This window comes from Radiobacillus kanasensis (genome assembly GCF_021049245.1).
Classification (GTDB): Bacteria; Bacillota; Bacilli; order Bacillales; family Amphibacillaceae; genus Radiobacillus; species Radiobacillus kanasensis.
This window is the reverse complement of the sequence record NZ_CP088020.1, coordinates 1,866,045-1,886,349: the sequence shown is the minus strand read 5'-3', so window position 1 is coordinate 1,886,349 and position 20,305 is coordinate 1,866,045. Positions and strand designations below refer to the sequence as shown.

The window sequence follows — 20,305 nt, the reverse complement described above, 5'->3', positions numbered from 1 at the left end:
GTCACATAAAATCAAAATAGTATCTAATAATGTGAAAAAATATTGGTGACGTGTAGGCAAGACTATCTATCCTTGTTAAATAACTTCCCTTACGGTTCTCTAATTTCACTGTATCTTCAATTAGCAAGTCTCTTCTTAAAACAGAAATCGTTAGCATGCCAAAAAATCCTGCAACACTAATGATAACGCCGGATAGAACACCAAACAAAGGAGTGAACGGCGTTAAATATGTATAGAGACCGAACGAGACTAGAGTTGTTACAAGTAATCCACCTAGAAATCCTTCCCACGTAACATGAGGATTGGCTGATGGAATAATTTTTTTCTTCCCGAGGTAAACAGACACAAGGTGATGTACGACATCATTCACTTGTGTTAAAACAATCAAAAATAGGACAAGATTCGATCCATGGGTTGGGGATGCAATTTGATAATAGGCTAAATGACTTAAACCAAAAACCATCAACATTATCCCCCATTGAGTAGAGCTTACGGAACGAAGAAACCCTACGGTCCCCTTCCCTATTAAACGCGGTATCGGCAACAACAGGAACACATAAACGGGAATAAAAACGATAAACATTCCATACCAACCTATTGCAATCCAATAAAACTGAATGGGTATCGCTAGGTAAGCCCACAAGAAAATTCGACGATCTCCTTTTCTAGTCTTGATCATGGAGAAATATTCCTTTAAGGAAAAGAAACATAGAACCATTAATGAAATAATCGTTACCAAAGGGTTAAACAAGATGGCAATACAAAAAATAAAGAACATCCCCCACCATGTCTTCATACGTTGAGAAAGGGTGCCATGGTCATTCCTAGAATTTTTCATCATAATATAAAAGACTAGATTTACGATTAATAAAACGCAGAATATGATAATTAAGGTTATGTGACGTTCCAGCATAATTTTTACGCTCCATATGTAGGATATAGTAATTTCTTCCTGTATAATTACAGCATAAGGGAGTTCGAAACTTTTTAAAAGAGGGAAACGAAAATGAATGAAGAAAATTCCTATGTATATATTTTGTTAACAGATACAGGTACTCTATTTACGACGTTAATTAAACGATACACCAAAGCACCTTATAATCATGCTTCCATTTCATTTAATAAGGAATTGACAGACATGTATAGTTTTGGGAGGAAAAAACCAAATAACCCGTTAACGGGTGGTTTCGTTAAAGAAGATGTCATTACCGGTACATACAGCAAGTTTCCGGAAACCAGTTGCGTGATCTATCAGTTGGAAGTGACGCCGAGACAAGTGACAAAAATGCGAAGAGTCTTGGACGTTTTCATCAAAAATGGGGAAAAGTTTATTTATAATATTTTGGGAGTTCTAGGTGTATCCATTAATGAACCTATTGAATTTAGTAACTCTTACTTTTGCTCTCAGTTCGTTGCCGAAATATTAAATCGATCAGGGATACGGTTATGGGATAAACTCCCTGCTCTCATTACGCCTGAGGATTTTCGCCAAAGCGAGCAGCTTGAACTCATTTACGAAGGAAAACTGTATGAATTCGTGCCGATTAACAAGCACTTTTAATTTATTTTTCATGTTTAAGCTTGTATAAGAACAGAGCAATATGTATGGATGGCGTATTTAAAAGGTTATCTTGTGTATTCAAATGGGCAGCTTCTTCTTGCAGGACATGAAGTTTGGTTTCTCAATGAAAAAGAAGCGCTCACCTTAGCGCTTCTTTTTAGGTTAATATAAGATTTCAAACACTCGATTTAATTGATATCCTCTTTCAAAATCACCAGATTCATTAGCATGGTTCATTTCTTTGCTAATGATTTCTCGTAAAATCCTTGATTGTTCTTCCGTAAGATTTCGAACGAACATCTCTTCACTTGAATAACCTTGCTCCATCATATTTTGATCAATATCAAGTACAGCTTGGTGATTTTCTGTGTAGTTAGATAAAACTTCATGCAGGTATTGTAAGTTTTGATCCACGCTTAACACCCCCTAAGGAATAGGATGTTACGTTTCCTCTACAATATTCATGAGGACGGCGAGTGATCTGTGGTTACAATCGTAGAAAATGTTCGTTTTTTTCGGTTATCTCCAGGGTCGTTTTCTATCAAGGTACGAACAGACTTTCCAATCGTTTGCAGAAATTCCACATATTCTTCATCAGTTGCGTAAAAGGTAGCTTGTCGATAGCCAGCCATATCTTTTACGAAATCAGCATCCTCCTGATAAATATACCGTTCAAAATCATTTAATACAGTTACGATATACTTCATAAACATAGCCATATGCTCTTCTTTGGTCACATTCTTTAATTCATCTGGACCGAGATTTACAGATTCTTTTTGAATGGCATATACCTTTTCAACTGTACCTCGCACGGGACGTTCATCTAAAACATGGATCACATCCCCTTCCACAAGTTTTTTTAAATGCCTATAGAAAGAAGCTTGCGGAATATCGGTTAATCGTTGTTGCATTTGTTGAACGGTCAACCCTTTCCCATTGATTAAGGATTGAACAATTCTCATTCGAACTGGATGTAACAACAAATCTGCTTTAGATTCTTTCAACCCCTTCACCTCTTTCTATTTGGGGTTTATGTTATTTTGGAATGCTATTTTTAATCGTTTGATTCCTAGGAATGATAGAACACCAATGATAATCAAGTAAACTTCTAGGAGCCAAAGATTTGTAATAACACCTGCTTGATAAAGGGCGGGAGCAAAGTCAACAAATGCATGAATGGCAATCGCATATAAGACGAATCTAAAACCTTTATGAACGCCGTATAGGACAAGCAAGCTAAGGGCAATATGCAGTAAAATGGCCGGTAATCGCTCTACTCCTCCTAGAATAAAGGTAAAGAAGCCTGTGTTTACGACTTGTTCTTTAATCGTTTGCACACTCTCCGCTGTTACACCTGTACCTATGAGGTCGTCCAACGTACCCGAATTAATCATCGTAGCCACAACAAAGCTATTGACAGCACCTAACAGGGCAATTAATAGAGCTTCAAATCCACCATGCCCGAAACCAAAGGACATGCCGTCTTTAAACGAACGATTGTTTTTTAATATCCATTTAAAGCCAAGGTAACGACCTATTTCTTCAAAAACGCCTGCAGCCAATCCTCCGTACAGCATAAATACATAAGGATTAGAGTTCCATTTTAACTCGGTACCGCTTGGAGCTAAAACAACAACATGCAAGATTTTTTCTAAAATTTGAGAGAAAAGAAAAAAGATAAGAACGCCGACTCCAATCGCTTTCCACGATACGAAATCTTTCTTTTTCATATAAAGGAATAACCCAATGACGCCCCCTAAAACAATGAAGGCTTGCAGAGCCATTCCAGAAAACTGAAGATTACTGACCATGGGCTACCTCTCCTTCTAATTGATCTGCTACCCATTCTTTGAAAATCTTTTGTAGTTCTGGATGAATATCCTTGTCTGCCCCTGCGATGTAATCTTTTTTAAAGGATGAGATATCAAGCAGCTTCTTATATTCTTTTAACGAATGGTCCATATCTTTAATGATGTGGTATTCCACAGAGCCTTGAACAAGTTCAGGTAGCCTTTTCAATTTCGATGCATCTGCTTGGAAATCCTTATCACCAGTTACAGCAAGAACCGGACATTGAACTTTTCCTAAATCCCCCGTTAAATCATAGGATAAGTGTTCTCTCATCCACTTAGCTGGAAACTTAAAAAATCCTTGTATTCGGATATAATCAGTATCTGATGTTTTGATTTTTTCCATTAACGCTTTGTTTTTCTTTTCATCTTTTTCAACTACGTTCAACCACTTGATTAGTTTCCCTTTTAGTCCTTTGCTTTTTGCTAAGTCTTCTAAGGCTAATTTTCGTTGGCGATGGATGGCTTCTTCCATTTTTTCTCCACCACCCGCCATCAGAAGCATACCGCTATACGGCTTCCGAGCGTATAAAGCTGTTGCTAATGTGGTACCCTCACTATGGCCTAACACAAAAGTGTTGTCCTGGTCCACAGAGGATTGTTTATGTAAGTATTCTAAAGCGGCTTCAGCATCTTCCACTAAATCCCATAGTCCTGTTCTTACAGCCTCCCCTTCGCTCTTCCCTACACCACGTTTATCGTATCGAAGTGTCATAAATCCAAGGCTGGAAAAAAAGTTGGCCAATTGTTTATAAAGTCTTAACTCTAATTTCCCTTTCGGATCATTTCCGTCACGGTTTAGAGTCCCCGTTCCAGGTAAAATTAATAAAGCCGGGTACTTCTCTTGTGTCTTATCTGGAAATGATAAGGTTCCTTCTAACTTCTTTTCGCTATAGATTTGAATGATTTGCTCAATCATAATTCTCTTCCTTTCCGGAAAATATTATCATTATCAATAATGATAATATAAAAGATTAGCTCACATTATGCAATCTTTTTTTAAAACATGAAAAAAACCAGCCCTTCAAAGACTGGTTTTGAACTCATTATTAGACAGGCCACAATTGCCGTAACTTGTATGAAGAAAGTTTTAAACCACCACTCATTTAAAGTGGGTGTTCGCAAAATCATTTCTGACTTCCTCTACATCATGAAGGCTTGTCATCCTTGATTTAATGTAAAACTCCCTATATCCGTATAAAGGTTAAAACTTTACTTACATTACGAACATCGCAGCTTGTATAACTATCATACTGTGTATCAGCTTGATTCTCAACAGGTAATTCATTCCATACTTAAGTGCGTGTTCAAAAAGGAGGGTGAAAAGCAAGCTAGCAAAGAAAATGCCGTGTCCTTTTTACCGGACTTTTGAACAACCTCTTTAAATCAAATTAATAGATTAAATAGATCTTGGTCTTTATTGATTTCAATATAAGAAAAGCCTTTTATGTCCATTCGATTAATTAGTGGTTCATAATCACTTCGATGCTTCAATTCAATGCCAACTAATACGGGACCCTTGTCGCGATTATTCTTCTTCGTATATTCGAAGCGGGTGATATCATCAGTATCTCCTAATACTTCATCCATAAATTCGCGCAAAGCGCCTGCCCTTTGAGGAAAATTCACAATAAAATAATGCTTATAGCCTTCATAGATGAGAGAGCGTTCTTTAATTTCTTGCATACGATCGAGATCATTATTTCCACCACTAACGACACATACTATATTTTTTCCTTTAATTTGATCTTTGTAGAAATCAAGAGCGGCCACTGGTAATGTACCAGCAGGTTCTGCCACGATTGCGTTTTCACTATAAAGATCTACAATAGTCGTACTAATTTTCCCTTCCGGAACGAGAACAATATCATCAATTACCTCTTTAGCAATTTCAAAAGTGAGTTGACCGACTTGCTTTACACTGGCCCCATCTACAAATTTATCAATCTTATCCAAACGTACAACTTTATCTGCCTGTAGAGACTGATGCATGCTTGCGGCTCCCGCAGGTTCCACCCCAACTACTTTAGTGTGTGGACTAATATTTTTGAAGTAAGAGCCAACTCCAGAAATAAGTCCGCCTCCCCCTATTCCCATAAATACGTGGGAGATAGGTTCATCAATGCTCTCCAATATTTCGAGACCAATCGTTCCTTGTCCGGTTATTGTTCTGTAGTCATCAAAAGGATGGATAAACTGCATATTGTATTCGTCACAGTACGCTACTGCTTCCTGATAAGAATCATCAAACGTATCCCCTGTTAAAATAATTTCTACAAATGGGCCACCAAAAAATTCAACTCTTGACACCTTTTGTCTTGGAGTTGTAGTCGGCATGAATATTTTGCCTGTTACGCCTAAAGCTTTACAGGAATAAGCAACTCCTTGGGCATGGTTCCCGGCACTAGCGCATACAACACCATTTGACAGTTCCTCTTTCGTCAAACTCTGCATAAAATTATAGGCCCCACGTATTTTGAAGGAGCGGACGACTTGAAGGTCTTCCCGTTTTAAATACACATTACAATCGAATCGCTCTGATAATATGGCGTCACGCTGTAAGGGCGTTTTAACCACAATATCTTTTAAATGTTGATGTGCGATAATAACATCTTTAATATCGATGGATTTTAATTTTGTACTCATGTGTTTACCCTTCCTACTTCGATAAAATGGTTAGACTCATACTAACACAATTGAATAGAATATAAAACAATGAATTTTCAAAAAATATCGCAATCTTAACTACACTATAATGTAAGCGCTTTATTTGTTTGTTGTTTTAACTTACATAAATATTAGACGATATGTAATTTTATTCATAATAATTATACACATAGAATCTAGGTGTATGTCCGTTTCACCATTTGTCCCGTATCATATGATAATCATGCATAACCCAATAGATTATCCCCCAGGGGGAACAGCGTAGAAAGGAGATAAAAACATGTATCAACATTATGTAGGTAATGGATATTATCCAACTGCTGACTTACAAGACGAGAGATATGGAGGGTTTGGCCCCGTCGGAGCTGGCCTTGTTGGATTAGGACTAGGATATTTAGGTGGAGAGCTTTTTGAAAACGAATTTGGTGGATATGGTTACGGAGGTCGACCTCGTCCTGGATATGGGTATGGATACGGTCCTGGATTTGGTGCCGGGTACGGGTACGGCTACGGATTTGGACCTCGTCCACGCCCTAGACCAAGACCTCGTCCTAGACCAGGGTATGGCTATGGATACGGGTTCGGACCAGGTCCATTTTAATTATAAGAGGAGGAGGTTTTTTCACCTCCATCCCTTACATATGTTAAGTCGTTTTCATCCATACTATCCTTAGTTTGGTATGAAGGAGGCTTTTGATGAAAAATCACTCAAAAAATCCTGTTTTTTGGATTTCCGCGATAATTATCACTCTGTTTGTGATCTGGGGTGCATTGTTTCCAAAGGCATTAGAAACTCAAGCGTCTCTTATATTCGGTTTTACGACTAGTAATTTTAGTTGGTTTTACTTACTTTCGGTGATGTTTTTTATCATCTTTTTACTATTCTTGGCCTTTACTAAATACGGTAAGATCAGATTAGGAAATGATGACTCCAGGCCAGACTATCCGTTTTTCACTTGGATTGGTATGCTGTTTAGTGCAGGCTTTGGAGTTGGTCTTGTCTTTTGGGGCATTGCAGAACCATTAAGTCATTTCTTTCGCCCACCACTTGGGGAAACAGCACAAACACCAGAAGCTGCTCGTTTGGCCATGCACTACGCATTCTTTCATTGGGGCGTTCATCAATGGTCGGTATTTGCTTTGGTGGGACTAGCCATCGCATACTTTCAATTTAGAAAGAAAGAAAATGGGTTGATCAGCACAACGTTCAATCCCTTAATAGGTGAAAAAGGGAAAACGACATTAAGACAAACCATTGAAATATTGGCTGTCATTGCTACGGTAATGGGAGTTGCTACTTCCTTAGGAATGGGGATTCTGCAAATTAACGGTGGCATGAACTTTGTATTTGATGTCCCCAAAAATGCAACCGTCCAAATCATTATCACCGTCATTTTACTCGTTCTTTATTTGGCTTCGTCTACAACGGGGTTAAATAAAGGGATTAAGTATTTAAGTAATTTGAATTTAGGCTTAGCTTTATTATTAATGCTGTTTGTTTTATTTTTAGGCCCAACAGCTTTTATTTTAAAAACCTTAACACTAGGTATCGGAGATTATATACAAGACTTTATCGCATATAGCTTACGTTTAACCCCTTATAAAGGCGGAACTTGGGTTCGAGACTGGACTGTCTTTTATTGGGCATGGGCTATTGCATGGTCTCCATTCGTCGGTTCCTTTGTTGCAAGAGTGTCACGTGGAAGAACGATTCGAGAGTTTGTCGTAGGTGTTCTGATCGTCCCTCCCTTAATTGCGATAATATGGATTGCGGTATTTGGAGGATCCGCCTTACACCTTGACCTTTTTAACGGAACAGATATTGCTGAAGCAGTGGATAAGGATATGACCAGCGCTCTATTTAAAACGTTTGATTACTTTCCATGGACCGGACTCCTATCCACTTTAGCTATTTTGCTAATCTTTACGTTTCTCATCACATCGGCTGATTCCGCGACCTTTGTGTTAGCCATGCTAACGACGAAAGGAAGCCTAAATCCAGGCATGTTTGTGAAAATTATCTGGGGTGTATTAATGGCGGCTATATCCGTCGTTCTTATCATAAGTAGTGGATTACAAGGATTACAGACAGCATCTCTTTTATCCGCACTTCCCTTTACCGTCATATTAATCGTCATGGCTATATCGCTTTTTAAGGCACTGTCTAAAGAGAAAATAAGCAAAAATAAGAATCCAGGATAACCTGGATTCTTCCCCACCCATTCCCTAATAGTCACGCCTCTTTCGAGTAACGCCTATTATCTCCAAAATTCTACACGTGGTCATTGGTCACCAATAGCTCTACGTTGTTCGCCTTTAATAAATCTGTGAAATACTTATCTGGTGTTTCATCTGTAATCAGTAAATCTATTTCATCTAACGTGGCGAATTGATAAAAATCAGTTACTCCAATTTTAGTATAATCAGCTAAAACAATAACTTGTTTGGCTTGTTGAATCACTTTCCTCTTCACCATGCCATCCTCTTCCTGAGCGATGGTTAAACCTTGCTCTGAAATACCCACGACTCCAATGAAAGCTTTATCAACATAATAATTCGATAACTTATCTAGTACCGAAGCACCATATAAAAAGCGATGTTGCTTTTCTAAGGTTCCACCTAATAAAAAAATGTTAGCAACTGTATTGGATGACAATATGTCTGCTTGATTGATCGAGTTTGTAATAATCGTGCAAGGGACAGGACCGATTTGCTCTGCACAAGACTGAACGGTTGTGGATGCATCTAAAATAACTTTATCTCCAGGCAGGATTAAATCAGCAGCTTTTTTTCCTATTTGACGTTTTTGATCTGAGCCAACCTGCAAACGCCTAGCATAATTAGCCACTGGTTGAGATGGAGAAGTAGGGAAAATAGCTCCTCCTCTTGTTCGCACAATATCCCCTTGTTCCTCTAACTTCACTAGATCACGTCTAGCTGTATCACGGGAAACTTCAAATAAGTCACAAATTTTTTCTACGCTAATACGTTTGTGTTGCTCTAAGTAATTCATGATGGAGATTAATCGCTCTTCCTGATACAAAGGTTTCATCCCCTTTAAGTAAATGCAATTGTATATAAGTAATTATAAGCATAAAATAGGTAATACGCAACTAAAATAAGTAATTATAAGTAAAATTAAGCACAATTAAAACCACTACTCTTTAAGAGGTGGTTTTAAAAGATGAGTTATTTTCAGATCGATAATCCCTAGTATATGTATGGACCCTATAGAAAAACCATAGGATCTTATTCATTGAAAAGATTCATACTTAAATATCGCTCCCCCGTGTCGGGAGCAATGCAAAGAACTTTTTTACCTTTACCTAACCTTTTCGCCACTTGAATGGCAGCAAAAACGGCCGCGCCACCAGATAAACCTGTAAATAAACCTTCATTTGCAGCGAGGTCTTTTAGCATTTGAATTGCATCTTCATCCCCAATTTGGATGATTTCATCATAAATAGTCGTATTTAAGATAAGTGGAATAAAGCCTGGGCTAGTTCCTACTAATTTATGACTTCCGGGCTTTCCACCTGACAGAACCGGGGAACCTTTTGGTTCCACTACCGCAATATATAAACCATCGATCCATTCCTTCAGCTTTTCACCAGTACCGGTGATGGTGCCACCTGTGCCTGCAGTTGCAACAAACGCATCTAACTCTCCATCCATTTGTTCGTAAATTTCTTTTGCAGTCGTTTCCTTGTGGATGTCTGGATTCGCCGGGTTCTCGAATTGCTGTGGAATGATACTATTCGGTATTTCCTTATGTAGTTCCTTAGCCTTCTCAATTGCACCCGGCATTTTATCTTTACTTGGAGTTAAGACCACTTCAGCACCGTACGCTTTTAAAAGATTGATACGTTCCTTCGTTGCATTATCCGGCATGACCAAAATAGCCTTATAACCTTTTGCAGCCGCAACCATCGCAAGACCAATTCCAGTGTTACCGCTTGTCGGTTCAATGATGGTTTGACCTGGTCGTATTTGTCCGTTTTCTTCCGCACGTTTAATCATATTGGAAGCTGCACGATCTTTTACACTTCGAGAAGGGTTAAACATTTCAAGTTTCACATAGATTTCTGCTGCATCTTCTGGAACAACCCGATTAAGCTTCACTACTGGGGTATTCCCAATTAATTCGGTCATATTTTGTACGACTTTCATGCTTTCCCTCCTTTCTAGAATAACCTTTAATTATTTTACTTCTCCGGTCCACTCTAGCATGCCACCGACCATGTTCGTTGTCTTAAATCCTTGTTCTTCTAAAAGCATTGCTGCCATTTCACTTCTTCTACCAGATCGGCAAATGAGGATCTGTTCTTTAGATTTATCTAACTCGTCCATCCTATTTTCTAATGAGCCTAAAACGATATGCTTCGCACCTGGAATCATACCTTGTGCCACTTCTTCATCTTCTCTTACATCAATTATTTCATACTGGTCATTTTCTAGTAATGCTTCTACTTGTTCTGGACTTAGTTCTTTCATGTTTATCAACCAACCTTTTTTAAGTTTCTTCTAAATCGTACATATCATATCAACGAGTCCTTCTAAATACAACCATCGTGCTTATGATAGGGGAAACAATTATCTTTTATAAAATTTAAACAAACGTTTGATTAATTTATTGAGTTTCAAAGACTGCACCTTCATGCCACTTGATATCTGGATCCTTTTTTAGGTCCTCCACTAATTTAAATAAAGCAGCATCTTTTTGTTTCGCTTCAATCATACAATCAACTTGAGGGATAGTCCCGCTTACTTCTTTCATAAACTGCCTAAACATTTCAGAGTCTACGTAGTCTGCATGGGCACGGAATTGCTTTTCAGATTTAGGGCTCGAAATGTGTATTTTAACTGGTGAAGGCGAATGCTTCCACGTATCTACAATCCTTTCCCAATACTTCGTCCAATCCGAATCATTATGGTTTGCCGCATGATGATGTAAATCAAAAACATGTGGTACTTCTAATTTCTCGGATAGATATAAGACATCCTCCACATTAAACGTTTTATCATCATTTTCGAGAATAACCGTGTTTTGAATACGAGGAGAAATTTTTGCCCAATTTTCAATAAAACGCTCTAACGATTCTTCTTTATTTCCATAGCTACCTCCAATATGAAGGACACATTTATGTACAGGCTCCTCTCCCATCGCCGCCAACATGTTGTAATGATAAACCAAATTATAAATAGATTGTTTTAGTACTTCTTTCTTCGGTGTATTTAACACAACAAAGTGATCAGGATGAAAACCCACTCGCATGCCTTTCTTTCTCGCATAACCCCCTAATTCTTGAAAAAATGGCGTTAGTTCTGCTTTATAATCCCAATCCGCTAATTCCTCATGGGTTGCCAGGGGAATTATACGAGAACTCATCCGAAAAAATTTGATTCCATTCGCGTTGTTGTGTTTTAGTAAGCGCAAACAATTTTCAATGTTTGATTGTGCAACACTTCGGACTTTACCGATAGCCGCATCTCGATCTGAAATGTTTGAGAAACTTTTCCACGTTACCGTCTGAGATGGTGAACAATTCTCTACTTGAACACTCATCGAAACATACCCTAATCGAAAAAGAGTCAAAATGACACACTCCTTCTATCTTAATGGTCTTAGAGTGTACTAAAGTCCCCTGTTTTACTTGTTCTGTAGATAAAAATCAAACGATGTCCCTTTCTGCGCTTTCCCAGGAAATTCTGAAAGCGGCTGGGAAAACTATTACTTACCTCTATATAGACGAATGTAGTACGGAATAGTAAAGTTACTTCTCAAGGTTTGGTTCTGCATTCATAATTGATATAAACTGCGACATAAGTGGTGAAACTATATAACTATATGCCGGCGCTCCGGCAGAATACTCCGCTTTCCGCGGGCACGGCCTCAATCTCCTCAGAAGAAACCCACTTCCTGCGGGGCTTTCACCTCGTGCTGTTCCCGCAGGAGTCTCCGTATTCTGCCTACGCTCAGGTATGGTTTTCCGATACTAATGTAGAGCATTGCTAAAATAAAACAAGTTGATTGTGATCATTCAGTCGCTATTTTTATAAAGGTGACAGTTTGATAGGGCGCTGATATTCAATCCTTTATAATTACAGAAACGCAAAGACAAATGTTCCTTAAGCTTGAATAAAGGAACAAATGCCCTTATACATGTTATAACAAGGTGGAAAGTTACAGTGGACAGGTGTCCCGTCTGGCTATAACCTTCTTCGCAGGACCATTAAATAATTGTCTACCTTATATAGTATGTTGATTGGAGTGGAGGGTAATCGACTCCAGCGGGAGCAGCACGAGTTGAAGACCCCGAAAGATGCACCTGCGTCTTCTAGTAACGCTTTGAAGTAAGCTTCCTCGGTGCAAGGCAGCAAAGATGATTATTCGATGTAGCAGCCTGGCTGAGGCCGTGCCCGCGATTGCCCGCAACGGAAATCAGCATCGTACATACACCGAGCAGTCACTAAACCGATGGTTTTGTAGTATCTTTTATTAATTTGTTACGTCGGAGTCTATATATTATTAGACCAAAGCACCCTAAAAAGAAAAATCCGAACTGATTCAAATTCTAATCAAATTTGAAATCTTGTTCGGATTTTATAACAATTAAAACACTTTTTTTCCAGCCTCTAAGCTAATTATTTTAAAGCATCTGTTAAGAATGGGACTACTTGTTTCTTTCTAGAGACTACTCCTTTTAATAATGCTTTATTGTTATCTAGAGAAACCTCAAATGCTTTTTCTACAGCACTTGCTTCATTTCCTAATGCAAGACCCACTGAATCATTGGCTAAGATATCTGTAACAACCAGTAAGAACAGGTCAAGACCCTTATCTTGGATCGTAGAGTTCATCGCCGCTTCTAAAGCATTCTGATTCGATAACACTTCATCTGTATCCACTGTGTTCACTTGAGCGATTTGCACCTTTTTATCTCCCATTTGGAATTCTTTTGCATCTAGAGAAATTAATTGCTCTGGTGTTTTATCACTTAAGTCTGCCCCAGCCTTCAACATGTCTAATCCGTAGCTATCCGCATCTACTTTTGCAATTGCTGCAAGTTCTTTCGCCGCTTGAACGTCTTCATCTGTGCATGTTGGAGATTTAAATAATAAAGAATCGGAAACAATGGCGGACAGTAATAATCCAGCAATGTCTTCTTTAATCGTTACACCGTTTTCTTTATAAAGCTTGTTTAAAATGGTAGCTGTACAGCCAACTGGTTCTGCACGGTAATACAATGGATCACTTGTCTCAAAATTTGCGATACGATGGTGATCAATTACCTCTAATACTTTGACTTGGTCAATATCGTCTGCACTTTGCTGTTTTTCATTATGGTCTACTAAAATCACGTTTTTCGCTTCATCGGAAACACGCTCTACCAATCTAGGTGCTTCTACCTTGAAATAGTCAAGGGCATATTGTGTTTCCCCACTTACTTCTCCTAGACGAACCGCTTCTGCTTGGATACCTAATTCGTTTTTTAAGTCTGCATACGCAATAGCTGAACAAATTGTGTCAGTATCCGGGTTTTTGTGTCCAAATACGAGTACTTTTTCCATCTTGAAAACTCCTTACCTTCTCTATTAATGATTAATTTGACAATGCATCTGTGTTTCCGCTCCTTATTTTACCATAATAAGGGACAATCTCTCATCCTATTCGATTATTTTTTACTGTTTGATCTGACCCGTTCCATGAATTGTATATTTCGAAGACGTCAGTGCTGCTAACCCCATAGGACCACGCGCATGTAATTTCTGCGTACTAATCCCTATTTCCGCACCAAAGCCAAACTCAAAACCATCGGTAAAGCGAGTGGATGCATTATGGTACAAAGCAGCCGCATCAACAGCTGCGAAAAACCGACTCACATTGTGATGATCGTTTGTGATTATAGCTTCTGAATGCTTTGTACTATACGTATTGATATGGGTGATAGCTTCCTCGATATCTGTCACAACTTTCACGGCTAAAATCAGATCCAAAAATTCGGTTTCCCAATCCTCTTCCGTGGCAGCGACAACCTGCGGAGTTATACGGCGTACTTTTTCATCTGCTCGCACTTCCACCTCTCTTGATTGAAGCTGCTGGACTAGCTCAATGAGATGTTCTTTCGCCCAATTCTCATGGATTAGGACCGTTTCTAAGGCATTACAAACAGATGGTCGTTGGGTTTTCGCATTTATTATAATGTCGATTGCCATCTTAACATCTGCACTTTCATCTACAAAAATATGACAGTTTCCCGCACCAGTTTCTAGCACAGGAACAGAAGACTGCTCCACTACCGTCTTGATTAGTTGCTTGCCACCTCTAGGTATTAACACATCGATATAATCAGTCAAGCGAAACATTTGAGATGCTAATTCTCTACTCGTATCTTCTAGTAGCTCTATAGACGCTACTGGTAAAGATGATTTCTCCAATGCTTTTTTCATCACATGCACGAGAGCAGTGTTGGAATGAATAGCAGAACGACTTCCTCTTAACAAAACGGCATTTCCAGTTTTTAGACAGAGGCTTGCTGCATCGACCGTCACATTTGGCCTTGCCTCATAAATCATACCGATGACCCCAATAGGAACCGATCGCTTTTCAATCCTTAACCCATTCGGACGTTCCCAGCTTTCTATAATAGTTCCAATCGGATCATCCAGTTCAACAAGCTGTTCAACTGCCTTCGCAATATCTTCTAGACGCTGATCCGAAAGGGCAATTCGATCGATAATAGATTCGTGTATTCCTTCCTTTCTAGCATTTTCAATATCCTTTTGGTTTTCTTCTAAAATGTAAGCTACTTCCTGTCGTATTTGTGATGCAATGAAAGAAAGTGCTTCATTTTTTTGAACAGTCGATGCCTCGTTGAGTTGTTGACTTGCCTCCCTTACTTGACTAGCTTTTTGTATTAATTCATTCATACTAGCCCCTCCTTTCGTAATACCACCATCTGATCACGATGAATAACCTCCGCTTTGGAATGATTCGTCTGAGTCATGGCATCTTTACTACGTAAACCTTTTATTGCCTGTAATTCTTTTGACGAATAACTGACTTGACCTTTTGCTATAATCTCGTTATCGATATTACGTACTTCGACTACATCTCCAGCCATAAAATGTCCTTCTATCTCTTGTATGCCGGCCGGTAGTAAGCTTTTCCCTTCCATAGATATGGCTCTTTCTGCCCCGGTATCAATGATTAAACAACCTTGAATAACCGAATGAAAGGCAATCCATTGCTTCGGTTTTCGGACACCTTGTTCCTTTTGTACCCCCATATAGGTTCCACACCCATTCCCTGCCAAAATGTCCTGAAAGTCGTACGTGTTGTCGCCATTCCCTACAAAGACCTGTACCCCTAGGGATATTGCTGTTTTGGCTGCAAGAAGTTTAGATTTCATTCCCCCAGTGCCAACTTTACTTCCAACATGATGATCCATCGATTGGATAAGGTCATCAGAAATCGTTTGTAAATACTCGTAACGTTGGACCTTAGAGTTTGTTCGTGGATCGGCTGGATAAATACCATCAATATCTGTCAGCAAGAAAAGGTGATCCGCATTCATCAGTCCACTAACAAGGGCGGAAAGCATATCATTATCTCCGAAGGTTAGCTCATCAATCGACACGGAATCATTTTCATTAATGATTGGCAAAACAGAACGCTTCATTAATTCCGATAATGTTGTAAATACGTTGCTGTATTGACGTTTATGAGCAAAAGAATCTCTCGTTAACAGAAGTTGTGCAGAGACGATTTGATACTGATGGAAGGCGGTTGTATAAGCTTGAATCAGCAAGCCTTGCCCAACAGCTGCTGCTGCTTGTTTTCCTTCAATCGTAACCGGACGACTAGGATAACCAAGTGAGCGAAACCCTGCGGCAACCGCTCCTGAAGAGACAAGTATTACTTCATGCCCCGCTTCTCTTAATCCCGCAATCGCAGCTACATAGTGCTCTAATTTCGCTACACTCAATCCACCTTGTTCCCCTGATAAGGAGCTGCTTCCTATTTTAATAACGATTCGTTGTTTTTCCATACCTCCAACTCCCTTAACCAAATAAAAACTCTTTCCATCCTTCGCACGTTTTGTGCTAAAGGACGGAAAGAGTTAGATCCGCGGTACCACCTTCGTTGATATGAATATACGTATTCATATCCGCTCCTACCGTTAACGTTGGTTTACGGTTGAGTTTTGAGCTCAACAGTTCAAAGGATAGGTTCAGAGGCTCAGGGCGTATGTAAAACCTTTCAGCCGGTGGGTTTTACTCTCTTTTACGTGAACTCCTCTTACTGGTCCTTGTCATCACTAAGAATTTTGAATTGTTAGACATCATTATGATTTATGAGCTTTCCCCTGTCAAGATGTTTTTACATTATTTTTGCGTCCAAACAATTGATCCCATTAGTAATGAAACAGAGCTTGTTCTAATACACTTGGAAAAGGACAAACTATTTGATTTTAAGTATGGGGTGAAACCGATGATTCCATTTATCATAAGAAAAAAAGTAGTTTACGATTATGTCTGATTTCGCGCAGAGATATGGATATGTAACAGCTGGTGGATTATTACAGGGATTAGCGATGGCTGTATTTCTGTTTCCTCACTCTATTCCATCTGGAGGGTCGGCAGGGATTGCGGTCCTTATGAATTATTGGTTTAATATACCTCTCAGTTTCGCCTTATGGATTGTTAATTTTTCTTTACTTGTAGTAGCTATTTACTGGTTAGGAAATGCAAGTGCAATCGGTACGATGTACGCGATTACGATAACGTCCATTAGTGTACATATTTGTAGTGTGATAGAATCTCCCTTCAACGTTTGGGTCGACTTATTAATCGGAGCCATTATTCTGGGAAACGGAATTGGTATGCTGTTAAAGCAGAATGTATCGAATGGAGGTATGGGTGTACTCGCTTTAATCGTGACGAAGTATCGAGAAATACCTCCTGGAAAACCACTCTTGCTATTTAACGGTTCTGTCTTCGTTTTAACAGGATCCATTATCGCATGGGAAATAGTTGTACAAGCATTAATCTGCCAATGGATTTCCACCAAGGTAGTAGATGATATTCATACAGAGAAGCGTACATTTCATTGGCTTCGCTCCTTCTTTACAAAATTAAAAACGTAAGTACAAGCCGAATTGGAAGGACAACATTTAAACGGAGCACTCGCTGCATACCCTCTTTTATGACGAATATCGAAAGGGGTAGGAATGAAATGAAAAAGTACGTGATGGGTTTTATCGTTCTCGCGTTCTTATTCGGATTGGTAGGCTGTTCCAAACAGACTTCCTCTTCAGAAGATTTTCCGGAGAAGTCGATACAAATGATTGTTGCCTTTTCACCAGGAGCTGCCACAGATACACAGGCTAGGATCATTGCGAAACATGCCGAAAAGTATCTGGGGCAAGAATTGGTCATTGTCAATAAACCAGGAGGTGGCGGTCAAGTTGGCTGGAACGAATTCTCAACCGTTAAAAAAGATGGATACACCTTGGCTGCTTATAATCTCCCTCACATCATTACACAACCATTGGTAAGTGACACGACGTTCCAGTTGGATACTTTTGAACCTCTGATTAATTGGGGTGGAGATCCAACGGTTTTTGCTGTTAAAGGAGATAGTGATATTCAAACCCTTGAGGATTTGATTGCAAAAGCAAAAGAGTCGCCAAACTCTGTGACGATCGGAAATCCGGGTAAATATGTTGGGCAGCACTTGGCAACCTTACTGTTAGAGCAAGCGGCAGGCATTCAAGTGGAAGCCGTTCCTTACCAAGGGTCATCTGATGCGATTGCGGCACTTCTGGGTGGACATATTGATGCAGTCGCAGGAAATCTTTCCGATATCTATCGATTAGGAGATGACGTAACCGCTCTAGCTATTGGTACAGAGGAGCGACATTCTTTCATGCCAGATCTTCCAACCTTTAAGGAGCTTGGCTACCCATCTGTCATTATGAGCACAGATCGGGGGATTGCGGCCGTTAAAGGAACACCACCGGAAATCATAGCAAAACTAGAAGAAGCTTTTCTCAAAATTATGGAGGATGAAGAGTTCTTAGCTGACATGGAAAAAGCAGGTGCTGATATGTTAATAATGAATCGAGACGAAGCGATTGAGGATATGAAAAAGCGGCAGGAGAATTACAAAGCACTTTTGGAAACCATTGATATCCCAGAATAACGAAAAAGGAAAGGGGATGCCCCTTTCCTTTTGTTCTGATTAAAAGAGTGAAACTGCATATGGTAACGGTACTTTTACAATAACGGTGAAAACTACGTACATAACCGCTGTGAAAATTACGGAAACAGATAGCACCCTGAACCAACTCACATCGATCCACTTTTTCCATTTCGTAAAAGTAGCAACCGAAGCAAGTAATAAGAATACTTGAGTATAGAATCCAATCCAAGCTAGAGCTACTGAAACGATACAAACGATTGCGATTAACCCATATACCGCTCTATTGTTCCATTTCCAAGACATACGAGCATCTGGCTGAATAAGAGCTTTCCCATATTCAATAATCGCCAGTAGGATCAATATTCCCATTGCACATATTGGAAACCATTTTTGTTGTGGCGGGAGGCCGGTCATCCAATAGAAGCCACCTGCTAACAGGAAAATAATACCTAACCAAATAACTGCTGGTCCGGATAAGAAACGTACATGTCGAATACTGGTTCGTTCTGACTTCGGCTTTCTTTGTTTCCACGCCTGGAAGATGGAAGCAAGGATCGTAATGGCTACTAAAAGGGATAGTCCAATGTTCCACCCACCGGAAAAGAAGTAAGACCAAGCAGCACCTTGCGCTTGACCAACTTGTATCCCTTGGAGCAAGCCCTCCTCTGCAATAGGACCTAAAATAAACCCTAATGCAATTGGTGCAGCGGAGAACTTCGCTTTCTGCAATAAAAACATAATGAAACCAATCGCAACAACGGTATATACATCAAAAACACTGTTCTGCATCGTATAAGCCCCAATGATGGAAAACGAAACTATAACCGGAGCCATAATATAAGACGGAATATAAGAAAGTTTAACGAAATACTTAACAAGTAGTAAGCCTATAATAAGTAATGCAAACTGAGCCACAATCATACTAAGCATAAACAGATTTGCTGTATCAGCGTGATCCACAAATAAGCTTCTCCCTGGCCAAATACCATGAATCAACAATCCACCTAAGAATATTGCAGCTGTAGGCGAACCAGGAATTCCTAAGGTTAGAAGCGGAATTAGAGCCCCGCCAATCATGCCATTATTCGCACTCTCTGATGTTATAATCCCACGTGGATCCCCTTTTCCAAAGGAAGCTTTATTCTTTGAGAAACGTTTTGTTTCATTGTAAGCAAGGATTGACGCTATATTCCCACCTGCTCCTGGTATCATCCCAACAAACGTTCCAAGTCCACTTCCTATAATCAGTGATTTTGGCTTTGTAAAAATCGTTTTGAAGGATGATTTTATAGAAGAACCTTGAAACGTATAACCTTTATTCGCTTGATCTTTAGAATACTTCAGTTCCTGTAAGATATTTAAAGCTTGGGGAAAGGCAAACAACCCAATCAGAACAGCAACAATATTAAATCCACCTACGAAGCTTTCCATTCCAAACGAAAAACGAGGTGTACCTGTAATCGTATGAATGCCGACACAAGCTAACAAAATACCGATACATCCACCAATTAGATTTTTGGTGACAGACCCATCAGATATGGCTGCGATAACAGTTAATCCAAACAAAGCAATCCAAAGGTTTTCAGCAGGACCAAATTCAAGAGAAAAATTTGCAAATACTGGTGCAAAGAAAAATAAAAGCAACATCCCAAATAAGCCACCCACAACAGAAGAAATCGTCGATATTTCTAATGCTTTTCGTGCTTGACCATTTTTCGTCATGGGATAGCCGTCAAAGGTAGTTGCTACGGAAGCTGGTGCACCAGGAACATTAAATAAAATCGCAGGAATGGATCCACCGTATACACTTCCACAAAATATACTTCCTAATATAATTAATCCTTGAGTTGGTCCCAAGGTAAATGTAAATGGAATCATCAACGCTACTCCCATTGTTGGAGTCAAACCAGGTAAAGCTCCGACGATAATCCCGATTAACATACCAATTAGCAGTATGATCATGTTTTGCCATTCAAACAACTGGACAAAAACATCCATAACCAATCCCCCCATTACTGA

The 20,305-nt window shown here is 39.4% G+C and carries 19 protein-coding genes, 1 other RNA gene and 1 other annotated feature; of the genes, 5 read left to right on the top strand and 15 right to left on the bottom strand.

The genetic code is table 11. The features are described 5' to 3' along the window. Nucleotide 1: 1 nt before the first annotated feature. The gene (locus KO561_RS09765; protein WP_231096912.1) at nucleotides 2-913 is read right to left on the bottom strand and encodes a phosphatidate cytidylyltransferase; all 912 of its coding nucleotides are present in this window, start codon (nucleotides 911-913) and stop codon (nucleotides 2-4) included. Nucleotides 914-1,006: 93 nt separating this feature from the next. Between KO561_RS09765 and KO561_RS09760 the strand changes: the two genes are divergently transcribed. Beyond that, on the top strand, nucleotides 1,007-1,561 hold the full coding sequence (locus tag KO561_RS09760; RefSeq protein WP_231096911.1) for a C40 family peptidase: 555 nt from the start codon (nucleotides 1,007-1,009) through the stop codon (nucleotides 1,559-1,561). A gap of 162 nt (nucleotides 1,562-1,723) precedes the next feature. Here the strand turns inward: KO561_RS09760 and KO561_RS09755 are convergent, their stop codons facing one another. The 6 genes from KO561_RS09755 to ilvA form a co-directional block, all read right to left on the bottom strand. After that, the gene (locus tag KO561_RS09755) at nucleotides 1,724-1,975 is read right to left on the bottom strand and encodes a sigma-G-dependent sporulation-specific acid-soluble spore protein CsgA (protein ID WP_231096910.1); all 252 of its coding nucleotides are present in this window, start codon (nucleotides 1,973-1,975) and stop codon (nucleotides 1,724-1,726) included. A 47-nt stretch (nucleotides 1,976-2,022) separates the two neighbouring features. Then, complete coding sequence (locus tag KO561_RS09750) at nucleotides 2,023-2,574, bottom strand: helix-turn-helix domain-containing protein (protein ID WP_408004855.1); 552 nt, start codon at nucleotides 2,572-2,574, stop codon at nucleotides 2,023-2,025. Nucleotides 2,575-2,580: 6 nt separating this feature from the next. Continuing rightward, nucleotides 2,581-3,372 (bottom strand): YhfC family intramembrane metalloprotease, encoded by a 792-nt coding sequence (locus tag KO561_RS09745; RefSeq protein ID WP_231096908.1) that lies wholly within the window; start codon nucleotides 3,370-3,372, stop codon nucleotides 2,581-2,583. Further along, a complete protein-coding gene (locus KO561_RS09740; protein WP_231096907.1) occupies nucleotides 3,362-4,330 on the bottom strand; it encodes an alpha/beta hydrolase in 969 nt (322 codons plus the stop codon). Before KO561_RS09740 ends, KO561_RS09745 begins: the two co-directional genes overlap by 11 nt. A 132-nt stretch (nucleotides 4,331-4,462) precedes the next feature. Further along, a non-coding RNA gene (gene ssrS, locus KO561_RS09735) (6S RNA) lies at nucleotides 4,463-4,653 on the bottom strand. A gap of 144 nt (nucleotides 4,654-4,797) precedes the next feature. Continuing rightward, complete coding sequence (ilvA, locus tag KO561_RS09730) at nucleotides 4,798-6,057, bottom strand: threonine ammonia-lyase IlvA (protein WP_231096906.1); 1,260 nt, start codon at nucleotides 6,055-6,057, stop codon at nucleotides 4,798-4,800. 301 nt (nucleotides 6,058-6,358) lie between these two features. Here ilvA and KO561_RS09725 point away from each other — a divergent pair, with 301 nt between their 5' ends. Continuing rightward, entirely contained in the window at nucleotides 6,359-6,679 is a 321-nt protein-coding gene (locus tag KO561_RS09725; protein WP_231096905.1) for a hypothetical protein, read from the top strand. Between the two features lie 95 nt (nucleotides 6,680-6,774). After that, entirely contained in the window at nucleotides 6,775-8,280 is a 1,506-nt protein-coding gene (locus tag KO561_RS09720; RefSeq protein ID WP_231096904.1) for a glycine betaine uptake BCCT transporter, read from the top strand. A gap of 70 nt (nucleotides 8,281-8,350) precedes the next feature. Here KO561_RS09720 and KO561_RS09715 read toward each other — a convergent pair whose 3' ends face one another. The 7 genes from KO561_RS09715 to proB all read right to left on the bottom strand — a co-directional run bounded on the left by KO561_RS09715 (nucleotide 8,351) and on the right by proB (nucleotide 16,130). Beyond that, on the bottom strand, nucleotides 8,351-9,121 hold the full coding sequence (locus tag KO561_RS09715) for a DeoR/GlpR family DNA-binding transcription regulator (RefSeq protein ID WP_231096903.1): 771 nt from the start codon (nucleotides 9,119-9,121) through the stop codon (nucleotides 8,351-8,353). Between the two features lie 206 nt (nucleotides 9,122-9,327). Continuing rightward, nucleotides 9,328-10,248: a cysteine synthase A gene (gene cysK, locus KO561_RS09710; RefSeq protein ID WP_231096902.1), complete on the bottom strand. Its 921-nt coding sequence runs from the start codon at nucleotides 10,246-10,248 to the stop codon at nucleotides 9,328-9,330. Between the two features lie 30 nt (nucleotides 10,249-10,278). Next, nucleotides 10,279-10,572, bottom strand: coding sequence for a rhodanese-like domain-containing protein (locus KO561_RS09705; protein WP_231096901.1), 294 nt, complete (start codon nucleotides 10,570-10,572; stop codon nucleotides 10,279-10,281). Nucleotides 10,573-10,708: 136 nt separating this feature from the next. Then, entirely contained in the window at nucleotides 10,709-11,674 is a 966-nt protein-coding gene (uvsE, locus tag KO561_RS09700) for a UV DNA damage repair endonuclease UvsE (RefSeq protein ID WP_231096900.1), read from the bottom strand. A 1,049-nt stretch (nucleotides 11,675-12,723) separates the two neighbouring features. Then, nucleotides 12,724-13,650 (bottom strand): manganese-dependent inorganic pyrophosphatase, encoded by a 927-nt coding sequence (locus tag KO561_RS09695; RefSeq protein WP_231096899.1) that lies wholly within the window; start codon nucleotides 13,648-13,650, stop codon nucleotides 12,724-12,726. A gap of 111 nt (nucleotides 13,651-13,761) precedes the next feature. Continuing rightward, nucleotides 13,762-15,009 (bottom strand): glutamate-5-semialdehyde dehydrogenase, encoded by a 1,248-nt coding sequence (locus KO561_RS09690; RefSeq protein ID WP_231096898.1) that lies wholly within the window; start codon nucleotides 15,007-15,009, stop codon nucleotides 13,762-13,764. Beyond that, nucleotides 15,006-16,130 (bottom strand): glutamate 5-kinase, encoded by a 1,125-nt coding sequence (proB, locus tag KO561_RS09685; protein ID WP_231096897.1) that lies wholly within the window; start codon nucleotides 16,128-16,130, stop codon nucleotides 15,006-15,008. The genes KO561_RS09690 and proB overlap by 4 nt, the downstream gene beginning before the upstream one ends. A gap of 55 nt (nucleotides 16,131-16,185) precedes the next feature. Next, nucleotides 16,186-16,407, bottom strand: a binding site (T-box leader). 206 nt (nucleotides 16,408-16,613) lie between these two features. Here proB and KO561_RS09680 point away from each other — a divergent pair. Both KO561_RS09680 and KO561_RS09675 read left to right on the top strand, forming a co-directional pair. Next, nucleotides 16,614-17,228 carry a YitT family protein gene (locus KO561_RS09680; protein WP_231096896.1) on the top strand — a complete coding sequence of 205 codons (615 nt, stop codon included), beginning with the start codon at nucleotides 16,614-16,616 and terminating at the stop codon, nucleotides 17,226-17,228. A gap of 89 nt (nucleotides 17,229-17,317) precedes the next feature. Then, the gene (locus KO561_RS09675; RefSeq protein ID WP_231096895.1) at nucleotides 17,318-18,286 is read left to right on the top strand and encodes a tripartite tricarboxylate transporter substrate binding protein; all 969 of its coding nucleotides are present in this window, start codon (nucleotides 17,318-17,320) and stop codon (nucleotides 18,284-18,286) included. Nucleotides 18,287-18,325: 39 nt separating this feature from the next. Here the strand turns inward: KO561_RS09675 and KO561_RS09670 are convergent, their stop codons facing one another. Then, the gene (locus tag KO561_RS09670; protein WP_231096894.1) at nucleotides 18,326-20,284 is read right to left on the bottom strand and encodes a tripartite tricarboxylate transporter permease; all 1,959 of its coding nucleotides are present in this window, start codon (nucleotides 20,282-20,284) and stop codon (nucleotides 18,326-18,328) included. Nucleotides 20,285-20,305: the final 21 nt, after the last annotated feature.